This window comes from Terrabacter sp. 2TAF16, assembly GCF_052115065.1.
Classification (GTDB): Bacteria; Actinomycetota; Actinomycetes; order Actinomycetales; family Dermatophilaceae; genus Terrabacter.
Map to the genome: position 1 here is coordinate 289,828 of NZ_JBFRFZ010000005.1, position 14,988 is coordinate 304,815.

The 14,988-nt window shown below is 72.1% G+C and carries 16 protein-coding genes; 2 read left to right on the top strand and 14 right to left on the bottom strand.

Annotation, left to right across the window (positions count from 1 at the left end):
* Window positions 1-96: 96 nt before the first annotated feature.
* Genes AB4Z14_RS08560 through rplS form a run of 5 tightly spaced genes read right to left on the bottom strand, consistent with a single transcriptional unit; the run spans window position 97 to window position 3,297 of the window.
* Window positions 97-417, bottom strand: coding sequence for a DUF2469 domain-containing protein (locus tag AB4Z14_RS08560; protein ID WP_028785386.1), 321 nt, complete (start codon window positions 415-417; stop codon window positions 97-99).
* Entirely contained in the window at window positions 414-1,184 is a 771-nt protein-coding gene (locus AB4Z14_RS08565; protein WP_442274837.1) for a ribonuclease HII, read from the bottom strand. Before AB4Z14_RS08565 ends, AB4Z14_RS08560 begins: the two co-directional genes overlap by 4 nt.
* Before the next feature lie 17 nt (window positions 1,185-1,201).
* Window positions 1,202-2,098, bottom strand: a complete 897-nt coding sequence (gene lepB, locus AB4Z14_RS08570; RefSeq protein WP_442274838.1) for a signal peptidase I — start codon at window positions 2,096-2,098, stop codon at window positions 1,202-1,204.
* Window positions 2,098-2,880, bottom strand: a complete 783-nt coding sequence (gene lepB, locus AB4Z14_RS08575) for a signal peptidase I (RefSeq protein ID WP_442274839.1) — start codon at window positions 2,878-2,880, stop codon at window positions 2,098-2,100. The genes lepB (AB4Z14_RS08570) and lepB (AB4Z14_RS08575) overlap by 1 nt, the downstream gene beginning before the upstream one ends.
* Window positions 2,881-2,922: 42 nt before the next feature.
* On the bottom strand, window positions 2,923-3,297 hold the full coding sequence (gene rplS, locus AB4Z14_RS08580) for a 50S ribosomal protein L19 (RefSeq protein WP_442274840.1): 375 nt from the start codon (window positions 3,295-3,297) through the stop codon (window positions 2,923-2,925).
* Window positions 3,298-3,526: 229 nt separating this feature from the next.
* On the opposite strand from rplS, the gene AB4Z14_RS08585 reads away from it, so the two are divergent.
* A complete protein-coding gene (locus tag AB4Z14_RS08585) occupies window positions 3,527-4,285 on the top strand; it encodes an ABC transporter permease (protein ID WP_442274841.1) in 759 nt (252 codons plus the stop codon).
* Between the two features lie 51 nt (window positions 4,286-4,336).
* Here AB4Z14_RS08585 and trmD read toward each other — a convergent pair whose 3' ends face one another.
* From trmD to ffh, 8 genes are all read right to left on the bottom strand, one after another.
* The gene (gene trmD / locus AB4Z14_RS08590) at window positions 4,337-5,527 is read right to left on the bottom strand and encodes a tRNA (guanosine(37)-N1)-methyltransferase TrmD (RefSeq protein WP_442274842.1); all 1,191 of its coding nucleotides are present in this window, start codon (window positions 5,525-5,527) and stop codon (window positions 4,337-4,339) included.
* Window positions 5,528-5,562: 35 nt separating this feature from the next.
* Window positions 5,563-6,090: a ribosome maturation factor RimM gene (gene rimM / locus AB4Z14_RS08595; RefSeq protein ID WP_056770063.1), complete on the bottom strand. Its 528-nt coding sequence runs from the start codon at window positions 6,088-6,090 to the stop codon at window positions 5,563-5,565.
* A gap of 125 nt (window positions 6,091-6,215) precedes the next feature.
* Window positions 6,216-6,458, bottom strand: a complete 243-nt coding sequence (locus tag AB4Z14_RS08600) for an RNA-binding protein (protein ID WP_020142764.1) — start codon at window positions 6,456-6,458, stop codon at window positions 6,216-6,218.
* Window positions 6,459-6,460: 2 nt separating this feature from the next.
* The gene (rpsP, locus tag AB4Z14_RS08605) at window positions 6,461-6,946 is read right to left on the bottom strand and encodes a 30S ribosomal protein S16 (protein WP_442274843.1); all 486 of its coding nucleotides are present in this window, start codon (window positions 6,944-6,946) and stop codon (window positions 6,461-6,463) included.
* Between the two features lie 214 nt (window positions 6,947-7,160).
* Entirely contained in the window at window positions 7,161-8,108 is a 948-nt protein-coding gene (locus AB4Z14_RS08610; protein WP_442274844.1) for a GNAT family N-acetyltransferase, read from the bottom strand.
* Entirely contained in the window at window positions 8,098-9,186 is a 1,089-nt protein-coding gene (locus tag AB4Z14_RS08615) for an amidohydrolase family protein (RefSeq protein ID WP_442274845.1), read from the bottom strand. Before AB4Z14_RS08615 ends, AB4Z14_RS08610 begins: the two co-directional genes overlap by 11 nt.
* 10 nt (window positions 9,187-9,196) lie before the next feature.
* Window positions 9,197-10,048 (bottom strand): alpha/beta fold hydrolase, encoded by an 852-nt coding sequence (locus tag AB4Z14_RS08620; RefSeq protein ID WP_442274846.1) that lies wholly within the window; start codon window positions 10,046-10,048, stop codon window positions 9,197-9,199.
* Window positions 10,049-10,360: 312 nt separating this feature from the next.
* Complete coding sequence (gene ffh / locus AB4Z14_RS08625) at window positions 10,361-11,992, bottom strand: signal recognition particle protein (protein ID WP_442274847.1); 1,632 nt, start codon at window positions 11,990-11,992, stop codon at window positions 10,361-10,363.
* Between the two features lie 88 nt (window positions 11,993-12,080).
* Here ffh and AB4Z14_RS08630 point away from each other — a divergent pair, with 88 nt between their 5' ends.
* Entirely contained in the window at window positions 12,081-12,512 is a 432-nt protein-coding gene (locus tag AB4Z14_RS08630; protein WP_442274848.1) for an NUDIX hydrolase, read from the top strand.
* An 85-nt stretch (window positions 12,513-12,597) separates the two neighbouring features.
* Here the strand turns inward: AB4Z14_RS08630 and AB4Z14_RS08635 are convergent, their stop codons facing one another.
* The gene (locus AB4Z14_RS08635) at window positions 12,598-14,961 is read right to left on the bottom strand and encodes a [protein-PII] uridylyltransferase (protein ID WP_442274849.1); all 2,364 of its coding nucleotides are present in this window, start codon (window positions 14,959-14,961) and stop codon (window positions 12,598-12,600) included.
* Between the last annotated feature and the right edge of the window lie 27 nt (window positions 14,962-14,988).

Sequence of the window (14,988 nt, forward strand, 5' to 3'; positions counted from 1 at the left end):
CACCCTCCCGGCGCCCACCCGGCGAGGACACCCGTCAGCGCCAGGCTGTGGACGGCATACACGATCGGCGAGGGGGTGTGGACGAAGCCCGACGGCTCAGCTGAAGTCGCCGTTCTCCGGGAGCTTGATGTCGGGCTTGGGCAGCTCCTCGACGTTGACGTCCTTGAACGTCACGACGCGCACGTTCTTGACGAACCGCGCCGGCCGGTAGATGTCCCAGACCCACGCGTCGGCCATCGTGACGTCGAAGAAGACCTCTCCACCGTCGGAGCGCACCTTCACGTCGACCGAGTTGGCGAGGTAGAAGCGGCGCTCGGTCTCGACGACGTGGGTGAAGAGGCCGACGACGTCGCGGTACTCCTTGTAGAGCTGGAGCTCCATCTCGGTCTCGTACTTCTCGAGATCTTCCGAACTCACCTGATCGCCGTCCCTGTCTGCTCTGCCGTGATGGGCGCCGGAGCGAACGACTCCGTCCCCTCATTCAACACCTCGACCGGCCCGCCCACGTACACGCCGGGCAGGCGCCACGAGCGCCGGTGCAGCTCGCAGGGCCCCAGACGCGCCAGCGCGTCCATGTGCTCGGGCGCGGAGTAGCCCTTGTTGAGCGACCAGCCGTATGCCGGGTGGTCGGCCGAGAGGGCCACCATCATGTCGTCGCGCTCGACCTTGGCCAGCACGCTCGCGGCCGCGACCGAGGAACACTTCATGTCGGCCTTGATCATCGTCGTCACCGGCGGCGTGGTCGGTGCGGAGTCGTCGGCGAAGGCGAAGAGCCCCACCTCGGTCGGCGCCGTCAGCCAGTCGTGGTTGCCGTCGAGGATGACGAGGTCCGGCACGACGCCGAGGCCCGCCAGGGCCCGCATCCCGGCCAGGCGCAAAGCACCCATGATGCCGATCTCGTCGATCTCGTCAGGGCTCGCGTGCCCGACGGCGTGGGCCACGGCCCAGCGCTGGATGCGCGGCACGAGCACCGTTCGAGCACGCTCGGTCAGGAGCTTGGAGTCCTTGACGCCGATGGGCGCCGAGCGCACCGTCTCGTCGATGACGACGATGCCGACGCTGACCGGCCCGGCGAGCGCGCCGCGGCCCACCTCGTCCATGCCGGCGAGGAGTCGGTGACCGGATCGCTGCAGGGCGCGCTCGACGCGCAGCGACGGTTTCTTGGAGGGAGCGGGGCGTGCCATGGCGTAGCTCGAGCGGATCAGCCCGCCGCGGCCTTCGTCGTCGTGGCGCTCGGCTTGCCGCTCTGGCTGGGGTTGACCGTGGCCTTCTTCGTCGGGGTCGTCGACGGCGTCGTGGGCGTCGGGACCTGCGAGAAGGTGCGCTCGGGGACGCCGAGCCACGTCACGTGGTCGATCGGCCAGACGACGAAGAGGGCGCGACCGACGATCTTGTCCATCGGCACGGAGCCGGTGGCCCCGGTGCCGTCGTCGTGCCAGCGGCTGTCGGAGGAGTCGCTCCGGTGGTCGCCCATGACCCAGACGCGCCCGGCGGGGACCGTGATGTCGAACTTCTTGCCCTCACTCGGGTAGTCGCCGGGCTTGACGTAGGGCTCGGTGATCTCGACGCCGTTGACCTTGAGCTTGCCCGTGTCGCCGTCGGCCTGGACGTGGTCGCCCGGCAGGCCGATGACGCGCTTGATGAGGTGGTTCTCGGAGTCCTCGGGCAGCAGGCCGACGAAGACGAGGGCGTCGTGGAAGGGGCCACCGACGGTGCTGTGCTGCTCACCGAGGTCGCCGAGCCACGGGGTGGGCACGCCTGGGTCCTCGAAGACGACGACGTCGCCGCGCTTGAGGTCGAGCGGTCCGGGTGTCAGCTTGCTGACGATGACGCGGTCGTCCTTGACGAGGGTGTTCTCCATCGACCCGGACGGGATGTAGAAGGCCTGGAAGAGCCACGTCTTGACGACGAAGGAGAGCGCCATCGCGAGGACGACGACGATGACGAGCTCCTTGACGCCGGCGAAAAGGGTCGCGCCGAAACCGCGGGGCTCGTCGTCGTAGTCGTCGTCGAGGTCGTCGTCGTCGAGGTCACCGTCGATGTCGTCAGCACTGCGCCCGCGCGTCGGGTCTTCGGGGCGTCCGGTGTACTGCGACATCACTCACCATTTCGTGGGACGGAGGCAATTTGTCCTTGGTCGACCGATCCGAGCCGACCGAGCGGCCAGTATCGCACCCAAACCTTGCCGATGATGTCGTCCCCCGGCACCATGCCGCCCCCCGGATCTCCGAGGTGCGCACGGGAGTCCGCGGACGAGCCGCGGTTGTCGCCCATGACCCAGAACCGGTCGGCGGGCACCGTCACGTCGAAGGTCAGGGCGCTCGGTTTCTGGCCCGGAGCGACGTAGGGCTCGCTGACGGCGACGCCGTTGACCTCGAGCCGTCCGTCGGCCGAACAGCACCTGACGCGGTCGCCCGGCAGACCGATGATCCGTTTGACGTAGTCGGTGGGCTGGCCCTTGCCGGCCAGGCTCTCGACGGCCTCGACGAGGGTCTGCACGATACCGCGCTCGGGCACCCGCAGGTTGAACGCCTGGGAGGCGTCGAAGACGATGATGTCGCCGCGCTGGAGGTCGGCCGGCGCGGTGGTGCGGCTGACGAGGATCCGGTCGCCGATGAGGAGCGTGTCCTGCATCGACTCGCTCGGGATGCCGAAGGGCGTCACGAGGAGGGCCCGGACGACGACGATCGCGAGGAGGAGCAGAGCGGGTCCGAGCAGCCACCGGTGACGTCGCGCGGCGGCATACGCCGCGTGGGTGGCCCGGCCACCGCCGCGCCCTGACGTCGACGTCGCGACGTCCCCCGGACGCGACGAAGGCGCGGCGGACCCCGCCTGCTGGGACGTACCGGATCGTTCCGGAACGGCCCGCTCGGGGTCCACCGCGCCTCGCGTTACTGGACGGACGTCTGCGTCAGCAGGTCGTCAGCTCTTGGCGCCGGCCTTGGCCGGGATGCTGTCGCGCTTCTCGCGGATCTTGGCAGCCTTGCCGCGCAGACCGCGCAGGTAGTACAGCTTCGCGCGACGGACGTCACCGCGGGTCATGACCTCGATCTTGTCGATGACCGGGGTGTGCACCGGGAAGGTGCGCTCGACGCCGACACCGAAGGAGATCTTGCGGACCGTGAAGGTCTCGCCGATGCCGCCGCCGTGGCGACGGATGACGATGCCCTGGAACACCTGGACACGCGAGCGCGTGCCCTCGATGACCTTGACGTGGACCTTGAGGGTGTCGCCGGCGCGGAAGTCGGGAACGTCCGAGCGCAGCGATGCCGCGTTGATGTCGTCAAACGTGTGCATGATGCTTCGCTTTCCTGGGTGCCACAGGCCACCTCGTCACAAAGGTGTGGGTCGCGTCCGTCGGGCCGCGTCGAGTCACCGGTGGATCTGGTCGAGCTGGTGGTGACCCGACTCCCCCTGTGGCAGGGGCCGTCGTGTGCCGGACACAAGGAGCAAGTCTGCCAGAGCACACGGCATACCAGAAATCGGCGGCGGTGGACGCCGGCCCTCGGTGCCCTAGCGTGGGCCCGTGGACGTCTCCCCCGGCTGGCCCGTGTACCTCTGTCTCGCCGTCCTGCTCGTCGTGACGCTGCTCGCCAACCGGCTGAGCGGCGTGGGTCTGGGACGCCAGTCGGCGATCGCCGGAGCCCGGGCTGTCGTCCAGCTCTCCCTCGTGGCGCTCGTCATCACGGCGGTGGTCGGGTCGCTGGGGCTGTCGTTCCTCGCCGTGGGCGCCATGTTCGCGACGGCGGTGGCGACGACGTCCAAACGGGTCGGTGCGCCACGCACGTGGCCGTGGGCCGCGGCCGCGATGGCCTGTGGCGTCGTCCCCGTCGTCGCCATCGTGCTCGCCACCGGCGCGGTCCCGCTGACGGGGATCGCCGTGATCCCGGTCGCCGGCATCGTCATCGGCAACACGATGACGGTGCACACGCTCGTCGGGAGGCGCACCTTCGCGGCGCTGCGCGAGGAGCACGGGCAGTACGAGGCGTCGTTGTCCCTGGGACTCACGTCGAGCCAGGCCATCGACGAGATCATCGCCCGACGGGTGCCCGAGGGCATCCTGCCGAGCCTGGACCAGGTGCGCACCTCCGGCATCGTCACGCTGCCCGGCGCCTTCATCGGCGTCATGCTCGGTGGCGGCAGCGCCGTGCAGGCGGCCACGGCACAGGTGCTCGTCCTCTTCGCCATCATGGCAACGCAGTCGATCACGGCCGGCGTGCAGGCGGCGCTGATCCGCCGGCGCCTCCTGCTGCCCGCCGACCTCGGCATGGCCCTCGTCTCCTGAGGCAGGCCCCCCGTCCTGAGGCAGGCCCAGTCCTGAGGCACGCCCCCACCGTCAGCGACGGCGGCGCTTGACGAGGGTGACCGCGCCCGGGATCGGCGCGACCGCGTCGACGAGGCGGTAGCCGGCCTTCTTGTACATCCGCAGGTTGTCGGTGCTCCGCGCGCCCGTGTGCAGCGTCAACGTGCGTATGCCGTCCGGCGCCGTCGACTCGGCGTGCTCGAGGAGGCGTCGGCCGAGCCCACGACCCTGGAGGTCCGGGGCGACGCAGAGGCGCCCGACGAACCAGTCGTCGTCGGACGCGCCCGCGCTCGTGCGGACGGCTCCGACGAGGCGGCCGCCGCTGCGTGCCACCCACGTCTGCGTCGTGTCGAGGCTCGCCCGGACGTCGTCGAGGCTCTCGTGCAGGGCCGGGATGTCGAGCGTGTCGTTGGCGACGGCCTCCTGGACCCAGCACGCGCGCATGAGCACGGCGAGCTCGGGCACGTCGCCCGGCGCCGCAGCACTGATGACGACGTCACCGCCGTCGGGGGCGGCGTGCGAGGCGTGGAGCAGGTCGGGCCGCCGCTCCGCGGTGCGTGCGAGCCGCTGCTCGTGCCGCCAGGCCGCGATGGCGCCGTGGTTGCCCGAGAGGAGGACCGGCGGGACGTCGCGGCCGCTCCACGAGGCGGGCTTGGTGTAGATGGGGTACTCGAGCAGGCCGTCCTCGTGCGACTCCTCGACGAGCGACTCGGCGTTGCCGATGACGCCGGGCACGAGCCGGCCGACGGCCTCGACCATGGCGAGGACGGCCACCTCGCCGCCGTTGAGGACGTAGTCCCCCAGGCTCACGACCGACACCTCGAGCCCGAGGTCCTCGCGGGCGTGGTCGTAGACGCGCTCGTCGATACCCTCGTAGCGTCCGCACGCGAACGCGAGCCACGGCTCGTCGGCGAGCTCGCGCGCGAGCGCCTGCGTGAACGGCTGGCCGCCGGGCCCGGGGACGATCAGCCGGGGCTTCGCCTGCGACGGGTTGTCCTGTGCGAGAACGTGGTCGAGCGCCTCGGACCACGGCTGGGCCTTCATGACCATGCCGGCTCCCCCGCCGTACGGGGTGTCGTCGACGGTGCGGTGCCGGTCGTGCGTGAAGTCGCGCAGGTCGTGGACGCGGACGTCGAGGAGGCCGTCCTCGCGCGCCTTGCCGATGAGCGACAGGTCGAGCGGGGCGAGGTAGTCGGGGAAGATCGAGACGACGTCGACGCGCATGGCCGGACGCCTGGGCGGACGCGGGTCGAGCACGGTCACTCGGTGCCCTCGCGATAGAGGTCGAAGAGGCCGGGCGGCGGGTCGACGACGACGTGGTCCTCGGCGACGACGGGCACGATGCGCTTGACGAACGGGACGTAGGCCGTGACGCCGTCGGTCAGGGTGAGGACGAGCCGATCCTGGGCGGGACCGATCTCGAGGCCGCTCACGGTGCCGACCTTCTCGCCGCTCGGGTCGCGGGCCTCGAGCCCGACGAGGTCCTCCTCGTAGAAGGCGTCGTCCTCGACCTGAGGGTTGGACTCCGGCAGGACGAGGCGGGTCCCGCGCAGGCTCTCGGCGCCGACACGGTCGGGGATCTCCTCGAAGGTGATGAGCCAGATGCCGCGGTGCACGCGCGTCGACGCGATGGTCAGCGTGGTGGGCACTCCGGACCCCGGTTCGGCCTCGGTCTCGATGACGGTGCCGACCGCGAAGCGGGTCTCGGGGTCGTCCGTGTGCAGCTGGACGGTCACCTCTCCACGCAGACCGTGGGGCTTGCCGATGCGGGCGAGGACGACGTTCATGGGCCGAATCCTCTCAGGTTTGGGGGCGGTCGGAGACCGGTGCGCGAAGGTCGGGCGCGGGGACGCGAGAGGGGCGCCCCGGTGGTCCGGGACGCCCCTCTCGGTGACTCTGTCGGAGTCGGCGCTCAGCGCACGCGGTCGGTGTCGACGATGTCGACGCGCACGTTGTTGTTGCCCGCGAGGGCGCCGACGACGGTGCGCAGCGCGCTCGCCGTGCGGCCGGAGCGGCCGATGACGCGGCCGAGGTCGTCGGGGTGGACCCGGACCTCGAGCAGCTCACCGCGGCGCAGCTCCTTGCGGACCACGACGACGTCCTCGTCGTGGTCGACGATGCCCTTGACGAGGTGCTCGAGCGCCTCCTCGAGCATGCTCAGGCCTCGGCCTTCGCGGCGTCGTCGCCGGCAGCCTCGGCCGGAGCCTCGGTCGCCTCGTCGGCCTTGGGCTCGTCGGCCTTGGCCTCGTCGGCCTTGGCCTCAGCCTTGGGCTCGGCCTTCTTGGCGGCCTTCTTGCGCGGCGTCGGGCCGTCGGTGCCGGCGTCGGTCTTGCCGCCGGCAGCGGCGATCGCAGCCTCGTAGAGGTCCTTCTTCGGGGTCTTCGGCTCCTTGGTCTGGAGCTTGCCCTCGTCGACGATCTTGATGAGCGCCGCGACGGCCTCGGTCGGCTGCGCGCCCTGGCCGAGCCAGTAGTGCGCGCGCTCGATGTCGATGTCGATGAGCGACGGCTGCTCGGTGGGGTGGTACTTGCCGATCTCCTCGATGGCACGGCCGTCGCGCTTGGTGCGCGAGTCCATGACGACGACGCGGTAGAACGGTGCACGGATCTTGCCCATGCGCTTCAGACGGATCTTGACTGCCATGGTGGCGGTCTCCTCAACCAGTAGTGAGCGCGGCGAGACCGGCTGGGTTCAGCCGGGGTGCCGACGCTCGGTGTGTAGGCGTCCGGTCCAGCCGGAAGGGGCCGGACGGGTACAGCCCTCCATTCTGCCAGACCCGAAGGGGTGCTCCGGACACGCACCCCGCAGAGAGCAGCGCGCGACCCGTCCACCCCGATGGCGTATGCCGTCCGCGCCCTCAGGCGTGGGCGGCGCGGACCGCGAGGGCGTGGCGCACGACCTCACGCCGGGACACGTCGGTGGCGCCCTCGAGGACAGGCACCCCGGAGGGCTCGAAGCCCGCGCGGGCCAGGCCCATCCGCAGCTCCGGCCCGTCGAGCCGGCACTCGACGACACCGCCGACGGGTGAGACGCGGAGCAGCTCGAAGAGCGTGGCCGGGCTCTCGACGATGGACGCGGTGTAGAGCGGGATGCCGAGCTCGGCTGCCAGGGCCGAGGCCAGGCTCGTGCCGCCGTAGGCGCCGAAGCCCGTGGACCCCGAACCGTTCACGACGCAGGCGATGCGGCGGTGGCCGTGCGACCGGTAGGGCACGGCCGGCCAGTCGGTGGACAGGAGGGTGAAACGGTCGTGGTCGCGCCAGTCCCGGCGGCCGTCGATGCCGGGCAGGTGCAGGAAGTCGCGCGAGAAGCCCTCGTGGACGAAGCCGAGCGAGCGCACGAGCCCGGCGGAGCGGTGGTTGGCCGGCTGGATGTTCGCCTCGACGCGGTGCAGGCCCATCCCGTGCGGCTGGTCGGCGAAGACGAGGTCGAGCGTGAGGCGCAGCCCTTCGACGAAGAGTCCGCGGCCGGCATACGGGTCGTAGGAGTCGTAGCCGACGGTCGCGCTGCGGAAGGCTCCCTCGACGACGTTCGCGACGTTGATGCGCCCGACGAGGCCGTGCGAGCCCTCCGGGTCGAGCGCGTGCACCATGAAGGTGCGGTAGGTCGGCGACTGGTTGTCGAGGACGACCGGCAGGTTGTGCGGGTTGGGCATGGCGAAGTCCGCGAGGCGCCGCTCCGAGAGGGTCACGGCTGCGGCATACGACTCGATGTCGGCCGTCGACGGGGGACGCACCTCGACCCGCTCGCCCACGGCGGTGAGCGGCGCCTCGTCGGCGGCGGGCCCGGGCAGGTGCTCAGGCGACAACGCGACCTCGCAGCACGACACCTCGCGGGTCGCCGACGACGGTGACGTCGGCGATCGGGTCGGCGGCGTAGACGACGAGGTCGGCGTCCTCTCCCTCGACGATGCCGGGGCGTCCGAGCCACTCGCGCGCGCCCCACGTCGCGGCCGCGACGACCTCGGCGTTCGTCAGGCCGGCCTTGGTCAGCTCGACCATCTCCTGCGCGACGAGACCGTGCGGGAGGCTGCCGCCGGCGTCGGTGCCGACGTAGATCGGCACGCCGGCCTCGTGCGCCGCGCCGACCGTGGCGTAGCGCCGCTCGTGCAGGTCGAGCATGTGGCGGTGGTAGTCGGGGAACTTCTCCTTCGCCGGCTCGGCGAGGTCGGGGAACTGCGCGATGTTGACGAGGGTCGGCACGATGGCGATGCCCTGGGCGGCGAAGGTGTCGATGGAGTCCTCGCGCAGGCCGGTCGCGTGCTCGATGCAGTCGATGCCGGCGGCGGCGAGGTCGCGCAGGGACTCCTCGCCGAAGCAGTGCGCCGTGACCCGGACCCCCTCCTCGTGCGCAGCCGCGATGGCGTCGGCGACGGCCTGCCGCGACCAGCTCGGCGCGAGGTCGCCGACGTCGCGGTCGATCCAGTCGCCGACGAGCTTGACCCACCCGTCGCCACGGTGCGCCTCGAGCCGGACGTGCCGGACGAGCTCGTCCTCCTCGACCTCGTGGGCGTAGTTGCGGATGTAGCGCCGGGTCCGGGCGATGTGGCGGCCGGCGCGGATGATCTTGGGCAGGTCGTCGCGCTCGTCGACCCAGTGCGTGTCGCCGGGCTGCCCCGCGTCGCGGATGAGCAGCGTGCCGCGGTCACGGTCGGTGATCGCCTGCTGCTCGGCCTCCTCGCGCGGCACGCCACCGTGCGGTCCCAGACCGACGTGGCAGTGGGCGTCGACGAGACCCGGCAGCACCCAGCCCTCGAGCGTCTGCACGTCGCTTCCGTCGCTCGGCGGCGTGAACGAGACACGCCCTCCGATGACCCACAGCTCGTCGACGACGTCGTCGGGACCGACGAGCACCCGACCGCGGACGTGGAGCACCGGTGCACTCATGGCACCGACCCTAACCTCCGTCGCGCGCCAGATCCGTGAGGACGTCCGCCCAGTGCGCCAGGAGCGTCGCGAGGTGTCCGGCGCCCTCCCGGACGACGAGCCGCGACGTCGGCAGGTGGGCGTGCAGCCACTGCCCGTGCTCGAGCCCGACCGTCCGGTCACGGTCGCCGTACCAGAGGTGGACCGGGGCGCGGACGTCTCCGAGGTCGACGTCCCAGCCGGCCGTGAAGGCGAGCGCGTCCCGCGACACCCCGCGGTAGGACGGCACGCCGGGGCGACCGCTGCCGGTCCACGGCTCGAGGATCTCGGGCGAGACGAAGCCGCCCACCCGGACCTTCGCCCGAGCACCCGGTCCGCTCCCCCGCCCGCCGTCGGTCATCGCGCCGTCCTGGAGCGCCACCGCCTCGTCGAGATGCCCGGCGAGCGCCGCGCGGACCGCGGGGTCGGCCGCCGCGGACGGGTCGAGCTCGAGCAGCGGCCCGACCCCGGCGACGATGCCGACCACGCGAACGCGCTCGGGCAGGACGGCTGCGGCCGCGACGGCATACGGCCCTCCCCCGGAGACGCCGAGCACGGCGAAGGCGTCGATCCCGAGCGCGTCCGCGACCGAGCCGGCGTCCGTCCCGACGGAGGTCAGTGACGTGGGTCCATCCGTGGAACCGCCGTAGCCCGGACGGGAGAACGCCACCAGCCGGACGCCGGCGCGGGAGGCCGCGCCGTCGCCGAGCGCGGCCTGCAGCCGGCCGCCCGGGGTACCGTGGAAGAAGACGAGCGGGGTGCCCTGCGGGTCACCTCCGAGCCACACGTCGAGACGCCGCCCGTCGGGCAGCCGCACCCGCGAGCGTCCGTCGGTGGTGACCACGCATCGAGCGTATGCCGCCCGGCTGGCACCGTCACGGGCGTCGGGTCGCGCTCCGGCCGGGGACCGCTCAGGCGATCGAGGCGACGACGACGAGCGACACGGCGAGCTGCACGGCCGCGGCCACCATCGAGGCCGGGTGGAAGTCACGCTGCGTCACGAGCTCGGCCATGGGGTCGTCGTGACGACTCGTCAGGACGCGCCTCCGACGCCGCGCGGGCACCGTCGGCCTCGGCCAGTCCAGAATCTTGCGGGGTCGGCCAGCCGGCCGACGCCCGCGGTCACCCGCGGCCTCGTCGGGCCGTTCGTGACCGGTCAGCGACCGCCGAGGAACTTCTCGAAGCCCTTGGGCAGGTTCGACGGGTCGAAGCCGGCCAGCGGGTCCTCGTCGGCGCCGTCCGCACCGTTGGCGGCGGGGGCTCCGAAGGCGCCGGCCGCCGACGCGGCGCGCCCGGAGGCGGCCTTCTCCGCGGCGGCCCGCTCCTCGGCGGCGCGCTTGGCGGGGTTGCCGCTCTTGCTCTTCTTGCGCTGCGGCTGCTGCTGCTTGCCGCGCTTGCCCGTGCCGGGGATGCCGGGCATGCCCGGCAGGCCGCCCCCGCCGCCGCGGGCCATCGACTTCATCATCTTCTGAGCCTGGCCGAAGCGCTCGAGGAGCTGGTTGACCTCGGTGACGGTGACGCCGGAGCCCTTGGCGATGCGGGCGCGGCGCGACCCGTTGATCTGCTTGGGGTGGGTGCGCTCGAAGGGCGTCATCGAGCGGACCATCGCCTCGACGCGGTCGAACTCGCGGTCGTCGAAGGCGTCGAGCTGGTCACGCATCCCCTGCATGCCCGGCATCATCTTGAGCATCGACTTGAGCGAGCCCATCTTCTTGATGGCGTTCATCTGCGAGAGGAAGTCCTCGAAGGTGAAGTCCTCCTCGGCGAGGAACTTGCGGGCCATCTCGTCGGCCTCGCGCTTGTCGAACGCGCGCTCGGCCTGCTCGATGAGCGTCAGCACGTCACCCATGTCGAGGATGCGGCTCGCCATGCGGTCGGGGTGGAAGACCTCGACGTCGGTGACCTTCTCACCGGTCGAGGCGAACATGATCGGCTCGCCGGTGATCTCGGCGACCGACAGGGCGGCGCCACCACGGGCGTCGCCGTCGAGCTTGGACAGGACGACACCGGTGAAGGCGACGCCCTCGTGGAAGGCCTGGGCCGTCTCGACGGCGGCCTGGCCGATCATCGCGTCGATGACGAAGAGGACCTCGTCGGGCGAGATCGCCGCGCGGATGTCGGACGCCTGCTGCATGAGGTTGGCGTCGACCGCGAGACGGCCGGCGGTGTCGACGATGACGACGTCGTACTGCTTGGCGCGGGCCTGCTCGATGCCCATCCGCGACACGGTGACCGGGTCGCCGAACGACTGGGTGCCCTCGCCGGAGTCGAGGACGGCGTCGTGTCCGCCCATGTTGCCGCGCTCGGGCGCGAAGACGGGGACACCGGCGCGCTCGCCGACGACCTCGAGCTGGGTCACGGCGTTGGGGCGCTGGAGGTCGGCGGCGACGAGGAGGGGCGTGTGGCCCTGGTCCTTGAGCCACTTGCCAAGCTTGCCGGCGAAGGTCGTCTTGCCCGAGCCCTGGAGGCCGGCGAGCATGATGACCGTCGGCGGCTGCTTGGCGAAGCGGATCGTGCGCGTCTGCCCACCGAGGATGGCGACGAGCTCCTCCTGCACGATCTTGACGACCTGCTGGGCCGGGTTGAGCGCCTGGCTGACCTCGGCACCGAGGGCGCGCTCGCGCACCGACCCGGTGAACCGCTTGACGACGGGCAGGGCGACGTCGGCGTCGAGCAGGGCGAGGCGGATGTCGCGGATCGTCGCGTTGACGTCGGACTCCGTGAGTCGGCCCTTGCCGCGGAGGTTCTTGAACGTCGCGGTCAGGCGGTCAGACAGGGATGCAAACACCCGGCAAGGTTATCCGCTCCGCCGACCACTTCCGACTCGGTGGCCTCCCTGGGGGCGACGGCGTAGGCCGCCGCGTAGGGTCGCGCAGGTGAGTGACCCCAGTGCCCTGCCGTCCACGACCCCGCCGTTCATCGACAAGATCGCATGGATCCACCTCGAGGAGCGCCGGCTCCTCACGGCCCGCAACGCCGGCCGGGACCGCTTCTACTTGCCGGGTGGCAAGCGAGAACCGGGCGAGAGCGACCTCGAGACGCTGGTCCGCGAGCTCGACGAGGAGCTCGCGGTGTCCGTCGACCCGGCGACCGCGGCCCACGTCGGCACGTTCGAGGCGCTCGCCGACGCCCGCACGGACGGGCTCGTCGTGCGCCTCACCTGCTACACGGCGACGCACACCGGCGCGCTCGTGCCGTCTCGGGAGATCGACGAGATCGCCTGGCTGACGGCCGGCGACGGCGACCGGGTGTCGGCTGTCGACCGGCTCGTCCTCGTCCACCTCCACGACGCCGGCCTGCTCGACTGACGGGTCAACCAACAGGACGCTCGCCCGCGGCCACGCTCGGTCGGCCGCCGGAGACGCCGTCGTTCCGGTTGGTTGACCCGAGGGGTCAGTCGGCGTCGCAGGTGTCGATGATCATCGCGACGGCCTGGGCGGCCCGGGCGGGCGCGAGCTGGCCCCCGCCGAACTCGGTCACGTAGAACGTGTCGAGCGTCTGGCCGGCATACGTCGCGATGTGTGCGGAGCGCACCGACAGCGACGCCCGGGCAAGCGTGATCCCGATGTCCTGGAGCAGTCCGGGACGGTCGGTCGCGCGGACCTCGACCACGGTCGCGCTGTCGGACGCGCTGCTGATGACCATGGCGCGCGTCGAGTCGACGGAGCCCGAGCCGGGGCTGCGCACCCCGCTCGACTTGCGCCGCTGGAGCTTGCCGAGCGGTGATCGGTCCCCCTTCGCGACGCGGACGAGGTCGCGCGAGATGACCTCGGGCAGCGGGGTCTCGCTGCCCGGTGAGTCGACCCACCACTCGTTGACGGCGAGGCCGTCGATGGTGCGGACGATGGCCGAGCGCACGACGAAGCCGTGCGCGGCGAGCAGCCCGGCCGTGTCGGCGAAGAGGCCGGCACGGTCGCGGTCGATGATGTCGATGCGGTGGGCGCCACCGAGGGATGACACGGTGACGTAGGGCTCTCCGGACGCGATGCGGTCGAGCGCGTCGCCCCCGAGCGGCAGGGTCTCGATCGGTTCCACGACGAGAGGCCCCTCTCCTTGGGTCTGGGTGGTCAGGGCGGTGCGGCAGGCCTGGTAGAGGCGCTGGACGAGACCGGCGCGCCAGTCGCTCCAGGCCTTGGGGCCGGCGGCCGACGCGTCCGCCTCGGTGAGGGCGCGCAGGAGGTCGAGGGTCATGGCCGACCCGTCGACGGCCTCCGAGAGGGCGGCGATGGTGGCCGGGTCCTCGGGGTCGCGGCGGGTGGCGAGGTCGACGAGGGTGAGGTGCTCGCGCACGAGCCGCACGATGGTCCGGCGATCGGCGTCGGTGACGCCCATCCGCTGCAGCACCGTGTCGGCGAGCTCGGCGCCGGTGACGCTGTGGTCCTGCGACCCCGGCACCTTGCCGATGTCGTGGAGCACCGCGGCGAGCATGAGCAGGTCGGGCCGGGCGACGTCGCGGACCATGCCGCTCGCCGCCACGACGGTCTCGATGAGGTGGCGGTCGACCGTGTGCCGGTGCACGGCGTTGCGCTGCGGGCGGCTGCGCACGGCCTTCCACTCCGGGATCCACCGCTCGACGACGCCCGCGAGGTCGAGGCCCTCCCACACGGTGACGAGCCCGGGGCCCGCCGCGAGCAGGTCGGCGAAGAGGTTGCGGGCGACCTCGGGCCAGGGCTCCGGCAGGACCGGAGCGGTGGCGGCGAGGTTCTTCAGCGTCGTCGGCGAGAGGGGTATGCCGCCGCGTGCAGCCACGACGGCGGCGCGCAGCGGGGTGATCGGGTCGGACGACAGGTCGGCGGACGGCCCGAGGACGGCCTCGCCGTCGTGCCGGTAGAGGCCGTAGCCGAGGGGTGCCAGCTGCGGACGGCGGGGGCCGACCCGCAGGGTGCGGGCGCGCTGGGACTGCATGGCGCGGCGCAGGGTGCCGTCGACGGCATACGCGATGGTGCGTGCCGACGTCGAGAGGTCGGTGAGGAGGTCGTCGGCGTCGGTGTAGCCGAGCAGCGCGGCGCACGCGTCCTGGTCGTCGCGGGTCAGCCGGTCCCTCCCGCGCCCCGTGACGACGTGGATGGCGTCACGCACGTCGAGGATGCGCTCGTAGGCCTCGTCGACCTCGCCGTGCGGCCGATCGGTAAGCCAGGCGGCCGTGAGGGCCCGCAGCACCGACATGTCGCGGAGGCCGCCGTGGGCCTCCTTGAGGTCCGGCTCGATGAGGTGGGCGAGGTCGCCCTGGCGGGCGTGGCGCTGGATCACCGACTCCTGCATCTCACCGAGCCGGGTGCGGGCGTTGGCCCGCCAGTCGTGCGCCACCGTGGACCGGGCCGCGTTGACGACGTCGGCGTCCCCGGCCACGTGGGTGAGGTCGAGCAGCCCGACCGCCGCGGAGAGGTCGTCGGACGCGACGGCCCGGCAGTCGGCCACGGTGCGGACACTGTGGTCGAGCCGCACCCCGGCGTCCCAGATCGGGTACCAGAGCTTGTCGGCGAAGGCGCCGACCTCCTTGCCCGACAAGCCTCGTGGGTGGTGGACGAGGACCAGGTCGTAGTCGCTGAGCGGTCCGCCGTCGCCGCGGGCGAGCGAGCCGACCGCTGCGAGGGCGACACCTTCGTGCCGACGCCCCGCGCACGCCTCGCGCCAGAGCTCCTGGAGCCACCCGAACCCGAACTCCGCGAGCGCCCGGCGGCGGGTCTGGCCCGCGCCGGGCGTCGCGAAGGTTCGGGTGCCGGCGAGGTCCAGACGTCGTGAGGTCACATCCGTCATGTCAGGTCTCGCCGTCCCCTTGAGTCG

What these genes read in the sequence shown, in the direction of transcription:
- AB4Z14_RS08565 (WP_442274837.1), bottom strand. Translation starts at nt 1,184, where the DNA reads ATGGCACGCCCCGCTCCCTCCAAGAAACCGTCGCTGCGCGTCGAGCGC.
- lepB (WP_442274838.1), bottom strand. Translation starts at nt 2,098, where the DNA reads ATGTCGCAGTACACCGGACGCCCCGAAGACCCGACGCGCGGGCGCAGT.
- rplS (WP_442274840.1), bottom strand. Translation starts at nt 3,297, where the DNA reads ATGCACACGTTTGACGACATCAACGCGGCATCGCTGCGCTCGGACGTT.
- trmD (WP_442274842.1), bottom strand. Translation starts at nt 5,527, where the DNA reads ATGCGCGTCGACGTCGTCTCGATCTTCCCCGACTACCTCGCCCCGCTC.
- rimM (WP_056770063.1), bottom strand. Translation starts at nt 6,090, where the DNA reads ATGAACGTCGTCCTCGCCCGCATCGGCAAGCCCCACGGTCTGCGTGGA.
- AB4Z14_RS08600 (WP_020142764.1), bottom strand. Translation starts at nt 6,458, where the DNA reads ATGCTCGAGGAGGCGCTCGAGCACCTCGTCAAGGGCATCGTCGACCAC.
- rpsP (WP_442274843.1), bottom strand. Translation starts at nt 6,946, where the DNA reads ATGGCAGTCAAGATCCGTCTGAAGCGCATGGGCAAGATCCGTGCACCG.
- AB4Z14_RS08615 (WP_442274845.1), bottom strand. Translation starts at nt 9,186, where the DNA reads ATGAGTGCACCGGTGCTCCACGTCCGCGGTCGGGTGCTCGTCGGTCCC.
- AB4Z14_RS08635 (WP_442274849.1), bottom strand. Translation starts at nt 14,961, where the DNA reads ATGACGGATGTGACCTCACGACGTCTGGACCTCGCCGGCACCCGAACC.